The 19,755-nt window shown below is 48.5% G+C and carries 14 protein-coding genes and 1 riboswitch; of the genes, 13 read left to right on the top strand and 1 reads right to left on the bottom strand.

What is annotated here, in order from left to right; genetic code table 11:
* Window positions 1-15: 15 nt before the first annotated feature.
* The 8 genes from ppk1 (at window position 16) to FYJ34_RS01790 (ending at window position 11,714) form a co-directional block, all read left to right on the top strand.
* A complete protein-coding gene (ppk1, locus tag FYJ34_RS01825; RefSeq protein ID WP_154475731.1) occupies window positions 16-2,115 on the top strand; it encodes a polyphosphate kinase 1 in 2,100 nt (699 codons plus the stop codon).
* A gap of 10 nt (window positions 2,116-2,125) precedes the next feature.
* A complete protein-coding gene (locus tag FYJ34_RS01820; protein ID WP_154475729.1) occupies window positions 2,126-4,168 on the top strand; it encodes a DNA topoisomerase in 2,043 nt (680 codons plus the stop codon).
* A 57-nt stretch (window positions 4,169-4,225) separates the two neighbouring features.
* Window positions 4,226-4,891 (top strand): acyltransferase, encoded by a 666-nt coding sequence (locus tag FYJ34_RS01815; RefSeq protein ID WP_154475727.1) that lies wholly within the window; start codon window positions 4,226-4,228, stop codon window positions 4,889-4,891.
* A gap of 87 nt (window positions 4,892-4,978) precedes the next feature.
* Entirely contained in the window at window positions 4,979-5,455 is a 477-nt protein-coding gene (locus FYJ34_RS01810) for a methylglyoxal synthase (protein ID WP_154475725.1), read from the top strand.
* A gap of 342 nt (window positions 5,456-5,797) precedes the next feature.
* A complete protein-coding gene (locus FYJ34_RS01805) occupies window positions 5,798-7,324 on the top strand; it encodes a sodium:solute symporter family protein (RefSeq protein WP_330582498.1) in 1,527 nt (508 codons plus the stop codon).
* 239 nt (window positions 7,325-7,563) lie between these two features.
* Window positions 7,564-9,570, top strand: a complete 2,007-nt coding sequence (locus FYJ34_RS01800) for a 2-isopropylmalate synthase (RefSeq protein ID WP_154475723.1) — start codon at window positions 7,564-7,566, stop codon at window positions 9,568-9,570.
* A gap of 145 nt (window positions 9,571-9,715) precedes the next feature.
* A riboswitch (THF riboswitch) is annotated at window positions 9,716-9,818 on the top strand.
* 80 nt (window positions 9,819-9,898) lie between these two features.
* A complete protein-coding gene (locus FYJ34_RS01795; RefSeq protein WP_154475721.1) occupies window positions 9,899-10,441 on the top strand; it encodes a folate family ECF transporter S component in 543 nt (180 codons plus the stop codon).
* The gene (locus FYJ34_RS01790) at window positions 10,422-11,714 is read left to right on the top strand and encodes a bifunctional folylpolyglutamate synthase/dihydrofolate synthase (RefSeq protein WP_154475719.1); all 1,293 of its coding nucleotides are present in this window, start codon (window positions 10,422-10,424) and stop codon (window positions 11,712-11,714) included. The genes FYJ34_RS01795 and FYJ34_RS01790 overlap by 20 nt, the downstream gene beginning before the upstream one ends.
* Before the next feature lie 85 nt (window positions 11,715-11,799).
* Here the strand turns inward: FYJ34_RS01790 and FYJ34_RS01785 are convergent, their stop codons facing one another.
* Complete coding sequence (locus tag FYJ34_RS01785; RefSeq protein ID WP_154475717.1) at window positions 11,800-12,699, bottom strand: LysR family transcriptional regulator; 900 nt, start codon at window positions 12,697-12,699, stop codon at window positions 11,800-11,802.
* 230 nt (window positions 12,700-12,929) lie between these two features.
* Between FYJ34_RS01785 and FYJ34_RS01780 the strand changes: the two genes are divergently transcribed.
* Genes FYJ34_RS01780 through FYJ34_RS01760 form a run of 5 tightly spaced genes read left to right on the top strand, consistent with a single transcriptional unit; the run spans window position 12,930 to window position 19,443 of the window.
* Window positions 12,930-13,766: a sugar phosphate isomerase/epimerase family protein gene (locus FYJ34_RS01780; RefSeq protein WP_154475715.1), complete on the top strand. Its 837-nt coding sequence runs from the start codon at window positions 12,930-12,932 to the stop codon at window positions 13,764-13,766.
* Window positions 13,767-13,821: 55 nt separating this feature from the next.
* Window positions 13,822-15,747 (top strand): oxidoreductase, encoded by a 1,926-nt coding sequence (locus FYJ34_RS01775; protein WP_154475713.1) that lies wholly within the window; start codon window positions 13,822-13,824, stop codon window positions 15,745-15,747.
* An 18-nt stretch (window positions 15,748-15,765) separates the two neighbouring features.
* Window positions 15,766-16,641, top strand: a complete 876-nt coding sequence (gene aroE, locus FYJ34_RS01770; RefSeq protein WP_154475711.1) for a shikimate dehydrogenase — start codon at window positions 15,766-15,768, stop codon at window positions 16,639-16,641.
* 27 nt (window positions 16,642-16,668) lie between these two features.
* Complete coding sequence (locus FYJ34_RS01765) at window positions 16,669-17,958, top strand: MFS transporter (protein WP_154475709.1); 1,290 nt, start codon at window positions 16,669-16,671, stop codon at window positions 17,956-17,958.
* Between the two features lie 27 nt (window positions 17,959-17,985).
* The gene (locus FYJ34_RS01760; protein ID WP_154475707.1) at window positions 17,986-19,443 is read left to right on the top strand and encodes a hypothetical protein; all 1,458 of its coding nucleotides are present in this window, start codon (window positions 17,986-17,988) and stop codon (window positions 19,441-19,443) included.
* The last annotated feature ends 312 nt before the right edge of the window (window positions 19,444-19,755 follow it).

The raw sequence follows: 19,755 nt of genomic DNA, 5'->3' as shown, positions 1-19,755 counted from the left end.
TGGGGATGGGATAACATGGCAGAAGAAATTCAGCTGTACGCACAAAACAGAGAACTATCTTGGCTGCGATTCAATCAAAGAGTGCTGGAAGAGGCAAAAGATACGAGGGTGCCTCTTTTGGAACGATTAAAGTTTGTGGCGATCTTTACCAGCAATTTCGATGAGTTTTTTATGATCCGGGTGGGTAGCCTGTTTGATGTGGCCCAGACAGACAAAAAGAATCGGGATATCAGATCCGGGCTGACGGCATCCCAGCAGCTGGAAAGGATTTTTGAGGAAGCAGCGCCTCTCTATAAAGAAAGAGACAGGGTATATGCAGAGATCAAAAAAGAATTAAATCCGTTTGGGATTTGTGGCCTGGATATTAAAGAATTGAAGCAGCAGGAAAGAAAATATGTAAAAAAACAGTTTAAAGAACAGATTCTTCCCCTGCTGTCTCCCCAAATCATTGATGCCAACCATCCGTTCCCACATTTGGTCAATAAGGAGCTGTATGTGATCGCCAGTTTGAAGATGACGAAAGGCGGAAAGGAAAAGCTTTTGAAGGGGATCGTTCCCGTTCCTGCTTTCGTATCGGAGATCCTCTACCTTCCGGGGCAGGATCTGCGGTACATCCGGGTAGAGAAGGTGATCATGGAATATCTGGACACCGTGTTCGAGCCATATGAGGTGTCGGAAGCCAATTATATCTGCGTCACCAGAAATGCGGATATCTCGCCGGAAGACGAAGCGATGGACGTAACGGAGGATTTCCGGAAACAGATGAGAAAAGCCCTGCCGAAAAGAAAGCGGATGGCTGTGGTGCGGCTGGAGACGGCAGAAAAGCTGCAGCCGGAGATGGAGCAGTTCTTCTGCCAGAAATTTAAGATCACACCCAGGCAGATCTTCCGGACTAAGATGCCCATGAAGCTGGACTATGTATTTGCCCTAAGTGAGAAACTGCCGGAGGAGATGAGAAAGACCTTTGTATATCCGCCTTTTTCTCCGCAGCCCAGCAAGCAGGTAGAACCGGGCAGCATGATGTGTCAGATCAGAAAAAAAGACGTGTTGCTGTTTTATCCTTATGACAGTATGGAGCCGTTTCTCCGTCTGATCAAGGAGGCGGCCTATGACCCCAGCGTTATGACCATAAAGATCACCATCTATCGTCTGGCAAAAAAGGCGAAGCTGGTAGAATATCTGTGTGCGGCGGCGGAAAATGGCAAGGAAGTGACGACGCTGATCGAGCTTCGTGCCAGGTTTGACGAGCAGAACAATATTGACTGGTCAGAACGCCTGGAGGAGGCAGGGTGTCGGGTAATCTACGGATTTGAGGACTTTAAAGTGCATTCCAAGATCTGTCTGATCACATACAGAAACAAGGGAGAGATACAGTACATCACGCAGATCGGAACGGGAAATTATAATGAGAAAACAGCCGCCATGTATACGGATCTGTCTCTGATGACGGCAGATTCCCGGATCGGACGGGACGGGGCGGAGTTTTTCAATAACATGGCGACGGGAAACCTGAAGGGGGATTACCGGGAACTCTTAGTAGCGCCCTTTGGCTTTAAAAACAGGATCCTGGATGAGATGGACCGGGAGATCGAAAAGGGCAGTCGGGGAAGGATCATTATGAAGATGAATTCTCTGACGGATGTAGATTGTATGAAAAAGCTGGAAAAAGCTTCCCGGGCCGGAGTCAGTGTGGACCTGCTGGTGAGAGGGATCTGCTGTATCCTGCCCGGCGTTCCGGGACATACGGACAATATACGGGTAACGTCCATCGTGGGCCGGTTTTTGGAACATCCCCGGATCTATTCCTTTGGAGAAGGGGATTGCCAGAGGATCTATATCGGATCGGGAGATATGATGACCAGAAATACGCAGAAGCGGGTGGAGGTCACCTGCCCGATCCTGGATCAGGAGATCAGACAGCAGATCGGCGGGTATCTGAAAGTGATGCTGTCGGACAATGTCAAAGCGCGGGTGATGCAGATGGACGGAAGCCTGAAGAAAAAGCAGGAGGCGGCCGCTCTGGTGGATTCTCAGCAGGTATTTATGGATCGTGCGATGGAAGAACGGCCACAAAAAAAGAAACTGCCGTGGTGGAAGAGGTTTTGGAAAAGATAGGGGGATCTGAATGGGGAAGGCACTCTATATTGCGGAGAAGCCCAGTGTGGCGCAGGAGTTTGCAAAGGTGCTGCACATAAAAGCAAGAAAGCAGGACGGATATCTGGAATCAGAAGAGGCGATCGTTACCTGGTGCGTAGGTCATCTGGTGACCATGAGCTATCCGGAGGCCTACGGAGAGCAATACAAAAAATGGAGTATGGAAACGCTTCCCTTTTTACCGGATACTTTCTTGTATGAGGTGATTCCGGCTGTTTCCAAGCAGTTTCGCGTCGTTTCCGGACTTTTGAACCGGGCGGATGTAGACTGTATCTACGTCTGTACGGACTCGGGACGGGAAGGGGAATATATTTACCGCCTGGTAGAACAGCAGGCAGATGTCAGGGGCAAAACCAGAAAGCGGGTGTGGATCGATTCCCAGACGGAAGAAGAGATCCGAAGAGGGATCCGGGAGGCGAAAGATCTGTCAGAATATGACAATCTGTCGGCTTCCGCCTATCTGAGAGCCAAAGAAGATTATCTGATGGGGATCAATTTTTCGCGGCTTTTAACGCTGGAGTACGGCCGTGGGATCTCCGGATACCTGAATCGGAAATATACGGTCATTTCTGTGGGAAGGGTCATGACCTGCGTATTGGGGATGGTAGTCAGAAGGGAAAGAGAGATCCGAGAGTTTCAGGAAACCATTTTTTACAAACCACTGGCAAAGCTGCAGGATCTGGATCTGGAGGGAGAGTGGAAGGTGTCGGAAGGATCCGACTGGTACGAAGCGCCGGGTCTTTACAAGGAGATTGGATTTTTAAAGGAAGAAGACGGCCTGGAATTTTGCCGGATCCTGAAAAAGACAGAGCCGCTGGAAGCGGCGATCACAAGAATAGAAAAAAAGAAGGAAAAAAAGAACCCGCCCCTGCTGTATAATCTGGCGGAGCTTCAAAACGAATGCTCCAAAAGGTTCAAGATCAGTCCGGATGAGACGCTGAAGGTGGCGCAGGAGCTGTACGAAAAGAAACTGATCACCTATCCGAGGACGGATGCAAGAGTATTGTCTGCAGCCGTAGCCAAGGAGATCCACAAGAATCTGAACGGGTTGATGGGATATGAGGAAGCAGTTCCTTTCCTGCAGGAGATCGTTGCCATGAATTCCCATAAAAACCTGGCGAAAACCAGATATGTCAACGATAAGCAGATCACAGACCACTACGCCATCATTCCCACAGGACAGGGACTTTCTGCCCTGGGACGGACCTCCGGGATCACCAGGGATATTTACAGACTGATCGTTTTTCGTTTTCTAAGCATTTTCTATCCGGCAGCAGTATACAACAAACTGTCAGTTGCTTTTGCGGTGGGGAAAGAGCAGTTTTCGGCTTCTGTGAAAGTCCTGGAAAAAGAGGGATATCTGAAGGTGGGAAGCAAAGAGACGGAAGATGCCCAGCAGGAACAGGCCGGTCGTTTTGCAAAATGGAACAGCCTGAAAAAAGGAAGCAGACTGCCGGTGGAGGATATCTATCTGAAAGAAGGAAAGACGTCTCCTCCCAAGCGATATAGTTCCGGTTCTTTGATCCTTGCGATGGAGAATGCAGGACAATTGATCGAGGATGAGGAGCTTCGGGCACAGATCAAAGGGAGTGGAATCGGCACCAGCGCTACCAGAGGAGAGATCTTAAAAAAGCTGTTCCACATCAAATATCTTGCTCTCAACAAAAAGACACAGATCGTAACACCCACCATGATGGGAGAGATGATCCATGACGTCGTGAGGATGTCGATTCCGCCCATGCTGAATCCGGATCTGACGGCCAGTTGGGAGAAGGGACTGAACTATGTGGCAAACGGGGAGATCTCAGCGGAGGAATACGACAGAAAGCTGAAGGAATTTATCAGTCGGCGGACCAATGTGGTAAAGCAGTTGCACAATGGGGCTCAGCTTCAGAGACAATACGCGCAGGTACAGAAGATCTATCAGGAAAACGGCGCCAGCCATAAAAGAAGCGCCCGGAAAAGGGCGTCTGGAAAAGAAGCAGAAGAGAAACAGGCGGCAGCAGATGCATAAGAGGTACAGGCTTTAGGAAAGCAGGCTGCCTCCGAAGACAGAAGAAAGGGGATCATTATGAAAGAATTTCAGATAAGAGAGATGTACAACCTAGAGGAGACGCTGGCAAGGACGTTTCTGGAAACGGTGACGTATCCGTGGGAAGCCCTTCCGGGGATCGGAGAGTTTATCTGCCGTTTGGGAGAGACTCTTTCTGCAGAAGAGTATGAAAGGGTCAAAGAGGACGTTTGGATCGCCAGATCGGCGAAGGTGGCGCCGACGGCAAGTATTACAGGTCCCGCCATTATAGGAAAAGAGGCGGAGATCCGTCACTGTGCTTTTATCAGAGGAAAAGTTTTGGTGGGAGAAGGAGCCGTAGTGGGAAATTCTACGGAGCTGAAAAATGTGATTTTGTTTAACCGGGTTCAGGTTCCCCATTATAACTATGTGGGAGACTCTATTTTGGGATACCGCGCCCATATGGGGGCAGGATCCATTACTTCCAATGTAAAATCCGATAAAAGTCTTGTGGTAGTAAAAAACGGGGAAGAACAGATGGAGACCGGACTGAAAAAGTTTGGAGCGATGCTGGGAGATAATGTGGAAGTGGGATGCGGAACGGTGCTGAATCCGGGAAGCGTAGTGGGAAAAGGAACGAATATTTATCCCCTGTCCAGTGTGAGAGGATGTGTTCCGGCTGGCAGTATTTACAAAAAACAGGGAGAAGTGGCCCAAAAGCGTTAGGGAAGTAACAGATGCGTCATAAAAAAGTGATAAAGATCCATCAAAGCAGAAGACTGTGCCAAAGCGGTGAAAAAAGGAGGGACTTTTATGCTGCAGGAAGACTATGTAACATTTGAGATCGGAAAGACGAAGCACATTGCTCTGGTAGCCCATGATGGGAAGAAAAAAGAACTGGTGGAATGGTGCGACCATAACAAAGAAATATTAAAGGCACATTTTTTGTGTGGAACAGGAACGACGGCCAGGCTGATCGCAGAGAGGACAGGACTGCCGGTAAAGGGGTATAACAGCGGACCGCTGGGAGGAGATCAGCAGATCGGCGCCAAGATCGTAGAAGGACAGATTGACTTTATGATCTTTTTGTGGGACCCGTTGGAGGCACAGCCCCATGACCCGGATGTAAAAGCCTTGCTGCGGATCGCGGTGGTGTACGACATTCCCATCGCCAATAATCTGGCTACTGCTGATTTTATGCTGCATTCCAGGTATATGGAAGAAGGCTATAGTCGAAGAGTGGAGAATTTCCAGAAAAAGGTGCAGGACAGAGTGCAGAGTATGAAATAACGGGTGGGATCCTAAGTGGCCGGACCGGTCAAACACAGAAAGACAGAGGGGGAAGAGTGCCGAGAAGGCTGCCTCCTCTGTTGTTTTATTTCAGAGAACAGCAGGAATTCTGTAGTGCAGAATCCTTTTCACAGAATTTTTCCACACAGAATTTTTCTCACATAAAAAGAGTTTCTGTGTTGACAGACAGAAAAATGTGTGGTAAATTGATACAAGCTTACTTTAATAGTTTAAAGCGCAACGGTTTAAAGCGTAACGCTTTCAAGTGAAAATCAAGCTAAAGGGAACAGGAATGAAACGTAACAAGAAGGAAGAAGAACAGGAAAGAAGGGAGATGAGAGTGTGGAAATTAAGATAATAATGCTTGTTCTGTTTTTTGCCAGTATGACGGTGGTTGGAGTCTATGCAAGAAAGCATAGCAGCAGTGTGGACGGTTTTGTGCTGGGAGGAAGGAAAGCAGGCCCCTGGCTGACAGCCTTTGCTTACGGCACCTCTTATTTTTCCGCTGTTGTCTTCGTTGGATATGCAGGCCAGTTTGGATGGAAGTACGGATTGTCTTCCACCTGGATCGGAATAGGAAACGCTTTGATCGGCAGCCTTTTGGCCTGGGTGATCCTGGGAAGAAGGACCCGGGTTATGAGCCAGCATCTGAAAACCCGGACCATGCCGGAATTTTTTGAGAAGAGATACGGAAATAAGGGCTTAAAGCTTGCGGCTTCCGCTATCGTCTTTTGCTTTTTGATCCCTTACACAGCATCGATCTATAACGGACTGTCCAGGCTGTTTGGAATGGCTTTTCACATCCCCTACACCTACTGTGTGGTGGCCATGGCAGTATTTACCGGAGTGTATGTGATCCTGGGCGGATACATGGCGACGGCGATCAATGACCTGATCCAGGGGATCATTATGCTGGCAGGAATTGTGGCAGTGATCCTGGCGGTATTGAAAGGACAGGGAGGATTTTTGGAAGCGGTAAAACAGCTGTCGGAACTGTCCAGTGATATTCCGGTTACCCTGGGACAGAAGGGAGCCTTTGCTTCATTTTTCGGACCGGATCCGGTTAATCTGGCGGGAGTTGTAATCCTTACTTCTCTTGGAACCTGGGGACTTCCTCAGATGGTGGGGAAATTTTATGCCATTAAGGACGAAAAATCTATTAATACAGGAACCGTGATCTCTACTTTATTTGCCGTTATAGTAGCGGGAGGTTGCTACTTTTTGGGTGGATTCGGAAGGTTGTTTGACGGATCGGAGATTCGAAGCAAAACGGGAGAAGTGATATTTGACAGCGTGATCCCTCATATGCTTTCTTCTCTGCCGGATGTTCTGATCGGGATCGTGGTGGTGCTGGTTTTATCGGCGTCCATGTCCACACTGGCTTCTCTGGTACTGACCTCCAGTTCTACACTGACGCTGGATTTTCTGAAGGAGAGTATCTGGAAAGAAATGAGCGAAAAGAAACAGGTATTGACCATGCAGATCTGCATCGTTCTGTTCATCGGAATATCGGTGGTTTTTGCTTTGCATCCTCCGGCGTTTATCGCGCAGATGATGGGAATTTCCTGGGGGGCGCTGGCGGGAGCATTTCTGGCTCCGTTCCTCTATGGGTTGTACTGGAAGAGAGTGACGGTACAGGGCGTCTGGGCAGGCTTCCTTTCCGGAGTAGGATTTACCGTGGGAAATTTGTTTGTTCCGGTCATCCCTTCCCCCATTAATGCAGGCGCTTTCGCCATGATACTGGGATTGGTCCTGGTTCCGGCAGTCAGTCTTTTGACAAAGAAGCCGGAAAAAAGTCAGGTGGACGCCATATTCAGCTGCTATGAGGAAACCGTTGTGATCACGAAAAAACGATCCCTTGAGCCTTAAAACATTGTAGGGAGAATGCAACCGCACAGTCTTTTCTGAAATAGCTGTTGCGGTTGCTAAATAAAAAATGGCGGGATTCTGCCGGAGATAAGAGGCAATGAGAAAAAAATAGTTAAAATAAATCAAATAAAGAGATGAAATATCACTTCCCATTTAAGATATTCTGTGATAGGATAAAATTGTTAAAAAAAGCAAAAAAAATTGATAAATATTACAAGACCTATCAGGAGGAGAATACCATGCAGCATGTTCAAAAATACGAAAAGACCTACTTTATGCCTCCCAAAGTAACCTACGACTGGGTGAAAAAGGAACAGATCAAGACGCCTCCCATCTGGTGCAGCGTCGATCTGCGGGACGGGAATCAGGCGCTGGTGGAGCCGATGAGTCTGGAGGAGAAGTTGGAGTTCTTTCAGATGCTGGTGAATATCGGGCTGAAAGAGATCGAAGTGGGATTTCCGGCAGCCTCGGAGACAGAATATCAGTTTATGCGGGCTTTGATCGAACGGGATATGATACCGGAGGACGTGACGGTACAGGTACTGACCCAGGCCAGGGAGCATATTATCCGCAGAACGTTTGAAGCGGTGAAAGGAGCTCCTCATGCGGTGATCCATCTGTACAATTCCACCTCAGTGGCACAAAGAGAGCAGGTATTTCGAAAAAGCAAGGAGGAGATCAAGGAAATTGCAGTGCAGGGGGCAAAGCTTCTGAAGGATCTGGCAAAAGAGACAGAAGGCAGCTTTACATTTGAATACAGTCCGGAAAGCTTTTCCGGGACAGAGGTGGAGTATGCGGTGGAGGTCTGTAATGCGGTACTGGACGTATGGAGACCGGACCTTACAAAGCCTGCCATCATCAATATCCCGACTACGGTGGAAAATGCCATCCCTCATGTATTTGCCTGCCAGATGGAGTATGTGCATAAGCATTTGAAGTACAGAGATCATGTGGTGTTGTCTTTGCATCCCCATAATGACCGCGGCTGCGCGGTAGCCACTGCGGAACTGGGAATCCTGGCGGGAGCAGACAGGATCGAAGGGACCTTGTTTGGAAACGGAGAACGGACCGGAAATGTAGATCTGGTAACGCTGGCTATGAACCTGTATTCGCACGGGATAGATCCGGGACTGGATTTTTCGGATATGAGAATGATCCGCGAAAACTATGAAAAATTTACGGGAATGCACGTTTATGAAAGACAGCCCTACGCAGGGGATCTGGTCTTTACCGCTTTTTCCGGATCGCATCAGGATGCCATTGCAAAAGGAATGGTCTGCCGGGAGGAGAGCAAGAGCGAGAAGTGGACGGTTCCGTACCTTCCCATAGATCCCAGGGATGTGGGAAGAAAGTACGATTCTGACGTGATCCGGATCAACAGCCAGTCCGGAAAGGGCGGAGTGAATTATATCCTGAAACAAAGCTACGGGATCAATCTTCCAAAGGCAATGCGGGAAGAGGTGGGATACCTGATCAAGGATGTGTCGGACAAGGCTCATCAGGAGTTGTCGCCGGAATGGATCTATCAGATTTTTGAGGAGCATTATATTTCGGCAAAGCCTGTCTTTCACGTGATAGATTGCGAGTTTGAAAGTGGAAATGGAATGACGGCGCATGTGACCATTCACCATGACGGCAGCGTCAAAAAGATCACGGCGGCCGGAAACGGGCGGCTGGATGCCATCAGCAACGCCTTTAAGCAGTATTTTGGCGTGGCCTATGAGCTGACCTTCTACGAGGAGCATTCTCTCACCAAGGGCTCCGCTTCCAAGGCGGTGGCCTACGTTGCCATTACCTACCAAGGAAAGCTGTTTTGGGGAACCGGTATCGATTCCGATATCATCAAGGCTTCCGAAGCGGCGCTTACTGTGGCGGTCAATAAGATTTCCGGGATCGCAGGAAAAGAGATCAGTCAGGACGCGCGGATGAATGAGATGATGAATTATATCCGGGCAAATTATAAGAAGGTGAGCCTGGATTCTCTTTCGGAACGGTTTTTTCTGTCCAAGCCGTATATTTCCAAGTATATCCGGGAAAAATCAGGGTCTACCTTCGGAGAACTGGTAAGAGAGCTGCGGATGGACCAGGCAAAGGCCATGCTCCGGGAAAGCAATATGACGGTAGAATCGATTTCCGGTTCAGTGGGCTATCAGAATGTAGAACATTTTAACAGACTGTTCCGGCGGGAGTTTCATATGACACCCATCCAGTACCGAAACGAAAGAAGCAGGGTAAAGCCGAAATAGACGAAAATACGGTGGAACCGCGTAATATCCCGGCAGAGACCTTTCTTTCGGCAACGGACAGAAAGATGACAGCCAGCGAAACATAAATGACTTGAAAAAGAAGAGGAAGTCTGTTATTGTCTAGGTGTAACGAAAAAAAGAAGTGTGCAGAGTAGATTATGATGCGTTAAGTGCCCGGTGTACAGGGAGTTGACACCGGGACGAAAATGGCGAAAGCTTTTGCGGTATCATAGTCGCATCCCGCTGCTACGTCACGATGCATAGTAGATAACCGGCTTTGCCGGAATTGCCTCCGATGTAGTGAAGGAACTGCAAAGGAGGTATGTTTATGTCAAAATTTAAAAATGTGCAGGTATTGACCGCTGCAGCTATGCTTGCAGCAATTGCAGTGATCCTGGGGTTTTTCAAGATTCCCTTGTCCCCCACCCTTGAGATCCGGTTTGCGGTGCTGCCCATCGCTGTTTCAGGCGCCATGTTCGGGCCGGCGGTGGCGGCGGTGGTGGGGATCCTCTCAGATGTGGGAGGGTATCTGCTAAAGCCGACAGGTCCTTTTTTTCCGGGCTTTACCGTCAGTGCGGCGATTTCCGGGGTAATCTTCGGACTGCTTTTGTACAAAAAGAAAGCAACCTGGCTACGGGTCACCGGGGCTATGACGATTAGGACAGTGGTCGTCAGCATCCTGCTGAACAGTTATTGGCTGACCATGTTGTACCACAAGGGATTTGTACCTATTTTAGCCGGGAGGATCACAAAAGAACTGATCCTATTGCCGATTTTTATCGCCATGATCCTGGCATTGTTAAAGCTTCTGGAGAAAACAGGGATGTTTTCCAGATTTGAAAGGAAGACGAATGAATCCCAGACAAGTTGAAGAATATTTAGAAAAACTTCCCGGATTTTCGCCGAAAGCACAGGGGAAAAAGCCTTTTTCCCTGGAAGCGCTAGAAAGGCTCCTTGAAAGACTGGGGAATCCACACAAACATCTGAAGATCGTTCATGTGGCGGGAACCAACGGAAAAGGATCTGTTATTGCATTTTTAAACAGTATCCTGACTGACAGCGGGATCCGGACCGGAGTCTTTACTTCCCCTTTTCTTTGTAGAAAAGAAGAAATGTTCCGGATAGGAGAAAAGGAGATCACGCCGGAAATGCTTGCCTTTTGCTTGTCGGAAGTGATCCGGGAGTCTGAACTCTTAAAGAGAGAAACCGGTTTATTTCCCTCAGAATTTGAACTATATACAGCAGCGGCTTTTTTGTGGTTTCAAAGGGAAGCCTGCGATCTGGTATTGTTGGAAACAGGGCTGGGAGGCGCTTCAGACGCCACCAACGTAATCCCGACTCCCAAACTGGCGGTTCTGACCTCCATCAGTAGAGATCATGTACAGATGCTGGGAGAATCCATTGGGGAAATCGCTACTGTGAAGGCGGGGATCATCAAGAAAAAGGGAAGAGTCTTATCCGCCTGCCAGGAGGAAGCGGCAAAGGCGGTCCTACAGGAAAGATGCCGGGAAACAGGAGCAAAGCTGTATTGGTCCTCCCAAGGGACAAGGATAGAGCAGACAGAAACAGGACAGCTCTTTGAGACGCCGGAGGGAAAGCGCTATCAGATTTCCATGCTGGGGAGCTGTCAGATAGAAAACGCTATGCTGGCACTTGCGGCAGCGTCTCTTTTACAGGAAGAATATCCCGGAATCTCCGAAAGGACGATAAGATCCGGGCTGCTTCGCACAAGCTGGAGGGTAAGATTTGAGAAAGTACAGGAGGATCCCTGGGTGATCCTGGACGGAAGCCACAACGAAGCCGGCGTCAGGGCGATGGCAGACAGCCTGAAAAGAGTGGCCCCCGGGCGAAAGATCCGGTTTGTTGTAGGAGTACTGGAAGATAAAGACTGGCAGGAAATGCTGTCTCCCCTGTTGGAAATGGGAGAATGCTTTTATACACTGACCGTGCCGACGAACAGAGGGCTGGACGGCAAGCTTCTGGCAGAGTGGATCCGGAAGCAGGGAAAGAAAGCACAGTTTTTTGAGCACTGGCTGGCGGCGGTAGAAAAAGGGATCATGGAGACAAAAGCAACAGAAGTTCTCTGTGTGTTTGGATCCTTGTACTACCTGGGAGAAGTCAGAAAGTACTTTAGAAAAGAATGAGAAAAACAAAAGAAAAAAGGAAGCACTGCGAAATCATCTGAAACAGGTGAGAAGGAGGCGCTTCCTTTTTTGTGTTCTTTTCCGGTCAGGAAGAGAGGGTGACTTCTGATATCTGCTTGACATAGGAGGTAAAAGAATGGACCAGAGGCGGATGATATACATTTTTTAAAGTAGCCATGTAAAAAATTCTTTCCCAGGAAGGTTTCGTAATGGGAATCGCTTTTACCGGCAGGTAGTCCAGAATAGGCATATTGGGAACGACGGCGATCCCGAATCCGGCGCCCACCAGACCGGCAACCGACTGATCTTCCTCCACTGTATAGGCAATACGAGGCTGCCCTCCACACTTGTCAAATAACTTTTTGATGATGGGATAAAGTCCGCTCCTTTTGGAAAAGCCGATCTGGGTGTAGGAGAGGGTATCTTTCAGATCGATGCTCTCTCTGATTTCCAGAGGGTGTCCCTCAGGGACGATCATAACCAGCTCCTGGCGTGCAATAGGCACGAAATCTATCAGGGGTTCGTTTTCCATGTAGGAGCAAAATGCAATATCATATTTTCGGTCCTTTAATCCCTGGATCATATCGGGAGTCAGACCGGTGGAGCTGTGAAAGTGAAAATCTACCTGATTGTGCTGGCTTTTTTCCAGAAATCCTTTTACAAGAGCAGGGACGATCAGGGTGCTGACGGCCCGGATCTGCACCAGGTCGATCCGTCCTTCCCCAATCCCTGTCAGCTGCAGCTTATTAACAGAGGAATCCAGCATGTGAAGAGCCTGTTCCACATCGGCAAGAAAAGCGCGGCCGCATCGGGTGAGAACGATGTTTCGCCCGTCTTTTTCAAACAATTTTACCCCCAGCTCTCCTTCCAGAGCAGAGATGGCATGGCTGAGACTTGGCTGGGTAATGGAAAGACGTTCGGCGGCCTGTGTATAGTGCTCCAAATGCGCCAGTGTTATAAAATACCGCAAATGATACAGATTCATATAAAACCTTCCTTTTCCTATATGGATGATAGATTATTTGTATAGTTTTCATTTATACATTTGTTCATATTGTATCATAACATATAAATAAAATCTATGGATTTGCATAGTATTAACAATTTGTTTTTATTTTAACGACCAAATATAATGAAGGCAACAAATGAAAAGGATGAAGACCGGATCAGAGAAACGAAATCTGTCCGGTGTAAAGAAGGAAGGAGATTATCAGTATGTCAAAGCAAAATCCTATCACATTAAGTTCCTGGACCCTGGGAGACCAGTGCAAATTTGAAGAAAGGGTAGCGGCTGCGAAAGAAGCGGGCTATGAAGGAATCGGACTTCGGGCAGAAACCTATGTAGACGCACTGAACGAAGGACTTCACGACGAAGATATCCTGGCCATTTTGGACCGGTATGAAATGAAGGTCACAGAGGTGGAATACATTGTACAGTGGGCGGAGGAGAAGCGCTCCTACGAACAGAAATACAAAGAACAGATGTGTTTCCATATGTGTGAACTGTTTGGGGTAAACCATATCAACTGCGGACTGATGGAAAATTATTCCGTGGAACACACGGCGCAGAAGCTAAAAGAGCTTTGCCAGAGAGCGGGAAAATACATCATTGGAGTAGAGCCCATGCCATACAGCGGGATCCCGGATCTGAAAAAGGGGTATGAAGTGGTAAAAGCCTCCGGCTGTGACAACGCCATGCTGATCCTGGACACCTGGCACTGGGTAAGAGCAAACCAGTCTTATGATATCCTGACAAAAGAAATTGCGGAAAAAGTGATTTCCATCCAGATTAATGATGCTTACGAAAGACCTTATGCAGCTTCTATCCTGCGGGATGAATCCATGCATGACAGATTGGCGCCGGGCACAGGAGTAAAAGATACAAAAGGGTTCGTAAAGATGATCAAGGAAGCAGGCATCAATCCCAAAGCTGTGGGAGTGGAAGTGATCTCCGATGAGATTTTAAGCAGAGGTCTGAAGGAGGCAGCCGCATATACGTTTGACAATACGAAAAAAGTGCTGGAAGAAGCCTGGAAAGAAATCCTGGAGTAGGAAACAAGACCCGGGCGGCTATGCGACAGAACACAAACAAAAGCGGAGGATAGATATGAAGTTTCAAGAAATGTTTTCACCCATTCAGATCGGAAATATGACGGTAAAGAACAGGTTTGTTGTTCCCCCTATGGGGAACAACTTTGCCAATACGGACGGGACCTGGAGTGAACAGTCAAAGGCTTATTATGCGGAGCGGGCAAAGGGACAGTTTGGACTGATCACCATAGAGGCAACGGTGGTACACGACAAAGCCAAAGGCGGCCCCCGGAAACCTTGTCTGTATTCGGATCACAGTATTGAAAGCCTTAGAAGAATCACGGATGCCTGTCATGCAGAAGGAGCCAAGGTTTCCGTGCAGCTGCAGAATGCGGGACCGGAAGGGAATGCGAAAAATGCAGGTGCTCCGATTCAGGCGGCAACGGCGATCCCTTCTGTATATGGGAAGGATATGCCGGTGGAGGTTCCCACAGAGGAGGTTTACCAGCTGGTAAAAGGGTACGGTCAGGCAGCAAGACGTGCCATGGAAGGAGGAGCCGATGCGGTGGAGATCCATATGGCGCACGGTTATCTGGTAAATTCCTTTCTTTCTCCCAGAACCAATAAGAGAGTGGATGAGTTCGGAGGAAGCTTTGAGAACCGAATGCGGTTTCCAAGACTGATCATTGAGGAAATCCGGAAAGAAGTAGGAGATAGGATCGCTGTTCTTGCAAGAATCAACTGTTCGGATGAGGTGGCCGGAGGACTGGATGTACATGACAGCGCAGCGATCGCTGCCTATCTGGAGGACTGCGGACTGGATGCACTGCATGTGTCCAGAGCCGTTCACATCAAGGATGAATATATGTGGGCGCCCACAGCCGTTCATGGTGGATTTTCAGCAGATCTGGTTTCTGAAATCAAGAGGGCGGTGTCCATACCGGTCATTACGGTAGGGCGTTTTACAGAACCACAGTTTGCAGAGCTGATGATCCGGGAAGGAAGAGCGGATCTGGTGGCGTTTGGACGGCAGTCTCTGGCAGATCCTCACATGCCAAGGAAGGCGCAGGAGGAGAAACTGGATGACATGATCCCATGTATTGCATGCCTTCAGGGATGTGTGGCCAACATGTATCAGGGACAGCCCATCTGCTGTCTGACCAACCCGTTTTTAGGACACGAGGAAAATGGATTTCAGAAGGCAGAAACTTCAAAGAAGGTGCTGGTGATCGGAGGCGGCGTAGGCGGATTGTGCGCGGCTTTTGTGGCGGCGGAAAGAGGACATCAGGTCACTCTGTGCGAGCAGACGGAAAAACTGGGAGGCAACATGAGGCTGGCAGCTTATCCGCCGGGAAAGGGAGACATTACCAATATGGTAAGAAGCTACATTGTCCGGTGTGAAAAAGCGGGAGTACGCATCCTGAAAAATCAGGAGGTAACTTCAGAGTTTATCCGGGAGCAGAAACCAGATGCCGTTATCATCGCAACAGGCGCCAAAACGCTGATCCTGCCTATCGAAGGAATCGAAGATCCGGCTATCATCCACGGATCCGATCTGCTGGACGGAAAACGGACGGCAGGGAAAAAGGTGCTGGTAGTAGGCGGCGGTATGGTAGGCTGTGAGATCGCGGCATTCCTGGGAGAACAGCAGCATGAAGTTTCCATCATAGAATTCCGGGACAAAATGGGAGCGGACATGATCTCCGAACACAGAAAGTTTGTGATGAAAGATTTTGATGAGTATGGAATACGGGAGATCGTCAATGCGAAGGTATGCAGGTTCTTCCGGGACGGAGTAGAATATGAAACGCCCGACGGAATCAGGAAAGCGGAAAGAGGCTATGATTCGGTGATCCTTTCCATGGGATTCAGGAACTACAATCCGTTTGCAGAGCAGCTGGAAGAGCAGGGATGTGAATGCTATGTGATCGGAGATGCAGTCCGTGCCAGAAGAGCGCTGGACGCTACGAGAGAAGCTTATGAGGCGGCAATGAATCTATAGGAGAAAAGGAGAAAGACAATGGAAAAAAGGATTTCCGGACATACAGGATTGATGGGATTATTTGGAACGCCGGTGGGACATTCAGGATCTCCGGCCATGTATAACTTTAGCTTTGAAAAGGATGGACTGGACTATGCCTATCTGGCATTTGATGTGAAGGAAGAGGAGATGGAAAAAGCATTTGAAACCATCCGTCTTTTGAAAATGCGGGGAGGAAATTTTACGATGCCCTGTAAAAATGTGGCAGCAAGGCTGGTAGACAGACTGTCAGACGCAGCTAAGATCATCGGAGCATGCAATACCTTTGTGCAGGAAGACGGAGTCATTACAGGACATATCACAGACGGAGTGGGATTTGTCCGAAATCTTCAGAATCACGGATGCCAGGTGGCAGGAAAGAAGACGGTGGTTTTAGGGGCGGGAGGCGCTGCGACTGCAATCCAGGTACAGTTTGCACTGGAAAAAGTCAAGGAGATCAAAATCTTCGAAATAGAAGGGAAATTCTTTGAGAGGGCGCTGGAAACCAAGAAAAAATTGGAAGAAACCTGTCCGGACTGTGTTGTTACGGTAGAAAAAACAGAAGAGAAAGAAAAACTAGAGAAAGCAGTGAGAGAATGTGATATACTGGTGAATGCTACGATCATCGGAATGAAGCCCAGAGAGGATGAGACTCTGGTGGACGCATCCTGGCTGGATCCGAAGACGGTGGTGGCAGATACGGTATACAACCCGGAGATGACCAGGCTGCTGAAAGAAGCAGAGGCAGTCGGCTGTACCGTGGTATCCGGGAAAGGCATGCTCCTGCAGCAGGGAGCTGTCAATTATGAGTTGTTTGTAGGAAAAGAAATGCCCTTGGAGGAATTTGTAAAGTTTCAAAAAGAACAGTCCAAATAAAATGAGATCGACGGAGGGAGAGAGCGTATGCGAGCGAAAAAGTATATCTTATCCATGGCTGTAGTCTATATGGCATATTTTACCCATGGGATTCAGGCAATCATCCTGTCACAAAACAAATTGAATTTTTTTACACAGTGGGGTTATACCGATGAGATCGCAGGGGCAGCGGCCGTATCTCTGGCGATCACGGCGACAGGATTCGGAAAGTTTCTGACAGTCTGGCTGGGAGGAGAGATCTCTGATAAGATCGGCCGGAAAAAGATGGCGGTTGCAGGCGGTGTGCTGTACATTATCTGCTTTGCAGGCCTGTTGTTTTCTCACAGCTTTACGGTGGCCTGCATCTGCGCGTTCCTGGCGGGAGTGGCTACATCGGGCTTTTGGGATGCTTCCCTGTATCCGGCGGTACAGGAGGCGGTAAAACCGGCTTATGCCGGTTCGGCGCTGATCGGGATCAAAGCGTTTGTATCGGTATCGGGAATCATCTATCCGCTTTTGGCCGTACATTTTTCCGCTTCCGGGAACTGGAAGATCAATGTGTGGATCCCACTGATCTTTTCGGTGATCTGCGTGATCCTGGCGGTGATCGCGCCCTTTGCCTATGATGATGACATGAAAGAGAAAGTAAAAGGGCAGGATGGAAATACTAGGACTGCGGCACAGGCGGAGATTGAAGCCATTAAGGCCGGCATGCTGGTAAAGCCCAACGGTCTGGTCAATTTTATCACCATGTTTTACGGATTTTTGTGTATGTTCATTATGTATGGAGCACAGCAGTACACAAAAGCTTTCGGAATGACCAATTGCGGTCTGACAGAGCTGCAGGCAGCGGGAATGACTTCCATCTATACGGTAGGGTCTATTGTTGCGGTGGTGTTCTGGGCGATCATGATGGGGAAATTAAGGTGGAATCCTCTGAAAGTGGTTTTGATCGATTCTGTTTTTACCGCGATCGCACTGGCGATCGTACTGCTGGTAAAAAATGTAACCGTGATTTATGTCGCCATTGCACTGCTGGGATTTTTTGCGGCGGGCGGAGCCCTTCAGACGGGACTGGGAGTCAGACAGAAAATGTGTCCGGGACCCAAGGGAAGAAATACAGGAATCTATTATACCTGGATGGGACTGGCGAGCTGTTTTCTTCCGTACATCGTATCGGCAATGACCAAGTCCATCGGGGAAACGGATGCTATTTATACCATGATGGGACTTTTGCTGGCGGCAGCCGTTGTGGCAGTTTTGATGATGGCTTATCTGGCGGTACAGTATAAAAAAATATTCGGAGAAAGTGCGTTGGCAGAAAAAAGAAACGCATAGAAGGGAAAGTAGTAGGAGGAAGGTGTAATGGGGACAATGGGAAAAAAGAGGGCAGATGAACTTCCCTACATTCCGCTGGGGCCTTTTCAATGGAGGATCCCGGGAATTCATTACAAGATCGAAACGGTGGAGTTTTTTCAGGGACTGATACTTGGGGCAACCGCCCTGAGTTCCATCCCCTATATGACAGACACTCTGGGACTGCCTTATGAACTGGCGTGGAGTTGTGTCATTATTGAAGTGTTTTTATATATGCTGCATGGATGGCTGGGGGATCCGGTAGTACCCGGATGGATCACGCCCACCCTGCCCTTCACCCTGGCGTTTCTGACCGGATTTCCGGAAGGAAAAGAGCGGATCCAGGCCATGATAGCCGTTCAGCTTCTGGTAGCCTTCCTCTTTTTGTTCATGGGAGTGACAAAGCTGGCCGACAGTTTTGTCAGAAGGGTTCCGGCCTCGGTAAAAGGAGGGATCCTTCTGGCAGCGCCTATTACCGTAATACAGGGACAGTTAAAGGAAGGAAGCCAGCTTCTGACAGCTCCGGTAGCTACTTTGGCAGGAACACTGCTTCTGGCCTTTCTCAGCTTCTCGCCTTTTTGCGAAAAGAAAAGAAAGCAGTATAAGTTTCTGGATCTGATGGCTAAATACGGAAACCTGTTCCCCTACCTGATCGCAATGCTTTTGGGAGTTTTGTTAGGAGAACTGTCCAGACCGGCGCTGGAGGTGGGAACCATCATACGTCTTCCTGATTTTACCAAAATCCTTCACACGGTCAGTGTGTTTCAGGTGGGGATCCCGCCCTTGTCCGTGTTTGCGAAAGCGGTTCCTTTGGCGTTTATCTGCTATGTGCTGGCTTTTGGGGATTTTGTCACCTCAGAAACTCTGATCCGGGAGGCACAGGAAAGCCGGGACGATGAACACATCGATTTCAATTCCAGCAGATCGAATCTGATCAGCGGGATCAGAAACCTGATCTTGGGAATCCTTGCGCCGTTTCCCCCTTTGGCAGGACCCCTGTGGGTAGGGATGACTGTTTCGGTGGCGGTCCGCTACAAGGAGGGAAAGAAGGCGATGAAATCCCTGATCGGAGGGATGAGCAGCTTTCGTATGGCGACCTTTCTGAGTGTGATCCTGGTTCCCATCGTGTCCTTTATGAAGCCGATCATGGGAGTGGGATCGGCGATCACCCTGTTGTTTCAGGCGTTTGTCTGTGCCAGAATAGGAATGGAATACTGTAAATCAAATATGGACAAAAGTATTGCAGGAATCATGGCGGCAACCCTTGCTTTTAAGGGATCCGGCTGGGCTTTGCTGGTGGGCTTCGCCCTGAATCTTATTTTGTCCAATCTGGACATCCAGAGAGAAAAGCTGGATGTACCCACTACGGGAGAACTGGAGAGCCTGGAGAAAAAGCTGGAGGAAGAACGAAAGCTTCTGATGAAAAGGAAGGAAGACTCCGTTTCAGACAGAGGATCACAGAGATAGAAGGAACCGGATTGAGAGAAAATAAAGATACCGACAGAGAAAATCTTTTCAAAGAACAACAGGATCTTTTCGGATGCTGCTTTGAAAAGATTTTTTTTGCTTTGCGGGAATATTAGTAGCACTAAAAGAGAACACCTGTAAAACCATAAAAAAGAGAAGAAAAGGGCAAGGAAAAAGTTTGCAAAATTTCTGCGAGAGTGGTTACAATTTATCGGCAGGTATGTATAATATACATGCTGTCCTTCCATAAGGATGGCAGGGAGAAGCAAAGTGAGAAATACACGCATTTTGTGACAGAACGAAGGAGTGAAA

The organism is Suipraeoptans intestinalis (genome assembly GCF_009696485.1).
Classification (GTDB): domain Bacteria; phylum Bacillota; class Clostridia; order Lachnospirales; family Lachnospiraceae; genus Suipraeoptans; species Suipraeoptans intestinalis.
The sequence above is the reverse complement of the archived record's forward strand: the minus strand, read 5'-3'. Positions and strand labels throughout refer to the sequence as shown.